3 protein-coding genes and 1 pseudogene are annotated in these 2,623 nt (G+C 65.8%); 3 read left to right on the forward strand and 1 reads right to left on the reverse strand.

All coding sequences use genetic code 11. The annotated features are described in order from the left end of the window. Positions 1 to 91 precede the first annotated feature (91 nt). Positions 92 to 1,134: pseudogene (locus tag ACFE99_RS24760) on the reverse strand (SDR family oxidoreductase). A 104-nt stretch (positions 1,135 to 1,238) separates the two neighbouring features. Between ACFE99_RS24760 and ACFE99_RS24765 the strand changes: the two are divergent. The 3 genes from ACFE99_RS24765 to ACFE99_RS24775 all read left to right on the forward strand — a co-directional run. Next, entirely contained in the window at positions 1,239 to 1,610 is a 372-nt protein-coding gene (locus ACFE99_RS24765; protein WP_375489477.1) for an ArsR/SmtB family transcription factor, read from the forward strand. Between the two features lie 9 nt (positions 1,611 to 1,619). Beyond that, entirely contained in the window at positions 1,620 to 2,114 is a 495-nt protein-coding gene (locus ACFE99_RS24770) for an SRPBCC family protein (RefSeq protein WP_375489479.1), read from the forward strand. Then, positions 2,111 to 2,623 (forward strand): maleylpyruvate isomerase family mycothiol-dependent enzyme (locus tag ACFE99_RS24775; RefSeq protein ID WP_375489481.1); only part of this gene is annotated, 513 nt, incomplete at its 3' end. The genes ACFE99_RS24770 and ACFE99_RS24775, both read left to right, overlap by 4 nt.

A 2,623-nucleotide genomic window follows, 5' to 3' on the forward strand; every position in this document is an offset into this window, starting at 1 on the left:
ACCGACATTACTGCCACGCAAGAACCTCGACCGTGGATGAAAACCCAACTGTGGACAAAAGGTTCGAGTATTCCGACGAACGGTCAGCCGATCACTGCTGCAAGCGGCGGCGCCCCCAATCGGAGATCGCGAGCGCACTTGCCCCCAGCGCCGCGCCCACCAGTGACCATCGATGCCGGACTGTCCAGAACTGCGGGCTGTGCCCGTGTGCTTGCTCATCGAAGACGCCGTGCGCCCCGAAGTCGCGGCCCCCCGGGCCGTCAAGCGGCTCCCAGAGATTGGCGGGCCGGCCAGAACTGATCGGCTGATCAGTCTGCTGCGAGCTGTAGCCGTTGCGGGCGAGGTAGCGGTCGAGCAGCGCAGGGGCGAGCCGCTGCCCCGAGATCGTCGCGACGGTGCTCGCTCCGACCCAATATTGCTTTCGGCGGGATGGTCTAAGGCATGGATCACGCCGCGGGCCGCGACTTCCGGTTGGTAGATCGGCGGCACCGGCTGCGGATGCTTGCCCAACCGCGACAGCACCCAGGAGAACTGCGGGGTGTTCACCGCCGGCATCTGCACCACGGTCACACAAACGTGGCTGCCCTCATGCAACAGCTCGGTGCGCAGCGATTCGGTGAACCCGTTGACCGCATGCTTAGCGCCGCAGTACGCCGACTGCAGCGGAATCGCACGCATCCCCAGCGCCGACCCCACCTGCACGATCACGCCCGAATCTCGCGGAAGCATCCGCTTCAGCGCGGCCATGGTGCCATAGACGAAGCCGAGGTAGGTCACCTCGGTGACTCTGCGGAATTCGTCCGGCTCAATCTGTGCGAAGGGAGCGAACACCGACGTGAACGCGACGTTGACCCAGGCGTCGATCGGGCCGAACCGCTCCTCGACACGGCTGGCGGCCTGGTCGACAGCCTCGTAGTCGGCTACGTCGGTCGGGATCGCCAGCGCCTCACCGCCGGCTTCCTTGATTTCGGTGGCCGCCGCCTGCAGGCCCGCCTCGCCGCGCGCCAGCAGCCCCACACATGCGCCGCGCTGGCCGAGCAGGCGCGCAGTCGCGCGGCCGATGCCGGCGCTCGCCCCGGTGACCACGACAACCTGTCGATTCTTGGTCCGTCGTCGAATTGAGCTGAGAGCCATGGTGTTGCCTCTACCCCGGCATCAGACTCATAAACATCGCGACAAACCCGGTAAGTGATGACGAACGGTTGACGTCGGCTAACCGTTCGCCCATACTTACCGACGTGGCTCCTTCGGTCGACGCCGTGCTGGACGCTCTCGGGGACCCGACCCGGCGCGCCATCCTCGAGAAGCTGACCGCCGGTCCGGTCGCCGTAGGAGTGCTGGCCGACCAGCTGCCAGTCTCTCGGCCTGCGGTTTCCCAGCACCTGCGGGTGCTCAAGAACGCCGATCTGGTCGTCGAATCGGTCGCCGGCACCCGAAGGCTGTACCGCATTAATCAGTCAGGGCTGCAGGTGGTGCGCGACTACCTCGACCGGTTCTGGGAAACCGCGTTGGACAACTTCGCCATTCTGGCCGCCTCCGAGGCGGAGGCCGACAACCGCAAGCGATCCTCCGGCAGGAAGTCCGACAAGGGTCGCACCCGCAAGAAGTGAGGAGCACTGATGGGTACTGAATCCGCTGCCGCCGTCGAGGTCGTCCGATCGGTGAGTGTGCCGCTGCCCCAAGCGCAGACGTTCGAGTTGTTCACGGCGCGAATGACTGAGTTCTGGCCAAAAGAGCATTCGATCGGCAGCGCGGAAATCGCCGAGGTGGTGGTCGAACCTCGCAGCGGCGGGCGTTGGTTCGAGCGCGGTGTGGATGGCAGCGAATGCCCTTGGGGGCGGGTCGCAACCTGGGATCCGCCGCGAAAAGTAGTGCTGCTCTGGCAAATCGGCGCAGACTGGCAGTTCGATCCCAACTTCGAGACCGAAGTCGCGGTGACGTTCACCGACGACGGCGCCGGCCGTACCCGCCTGGATCTACGCCACTGCAACCTGCAACGCTACGGTGACAGCACTGAACAGATGCGCGCGATCTTCGACGACCCCAGCGGCTGGGCCGGTACGCTGGCTCGCTTCGCCGAGCTCGCGGCCACCACTGCACACCGCAAATCATGACGGCGGATTCGGCCACCATGCAGATGGCCTGTGAGGAGCGGGCAGACTTCGCCGATCTGCTTGCCCGGCTATCGCCGCAGCAGTGGGAGCATCCGAGCCTATGTGCGCGTTGGCGCGTCAAAGACGTTGTGGCGCATGTCCTTAGCTATGACGAGCTGAGCCGCCGGCAGCTGGTGTCGCGCTTCCTCAAAGGCGGGTTGTGGCCGAGCCGCATCAATGCGATTGGTGTCGCCGAGTACGCCACACGCTCGCCCGAGCAGCTTGTCGAGCTGATGCGCGCCTGTATTCCGCCCCGCGGTCTCCCGTCAGGTTTCGGCGGCATGATCGCGCTCACCGACGGCATGATCCACCAGCAAGACATCCGGCGACCGCTCGGGATTCCGCGCACTATTCCGCCGCAGCGGCTGCGCACCGTGCTGAACTTCGCGCTGAAATCGCCGGCCCTACGCGGTGCCCGCCGCACCCGCGGTGTGCGGATAGTCGCCACCGACCTCGACTGGGCCTACGGC

This window comes from uncultured Mycobacterium sp. (genome assembly GCF_964249325.1).
Lineage (GTDB): Bacteria > Actinomycetota > Actinomycetes > Mycobacteriales > Mycobacteriaceae > Mycobacterium.

What these genes read in the sequence shown, in the direction of transcription:
- ACFE99_RS24770 (WP_375489479.1), top strand. Translation starts at nt 1,620, where the DNA reads ATGGGTACTGAATCCGCTGCCGCCGTCGAGGTCGTCCGATCGGTGAGT.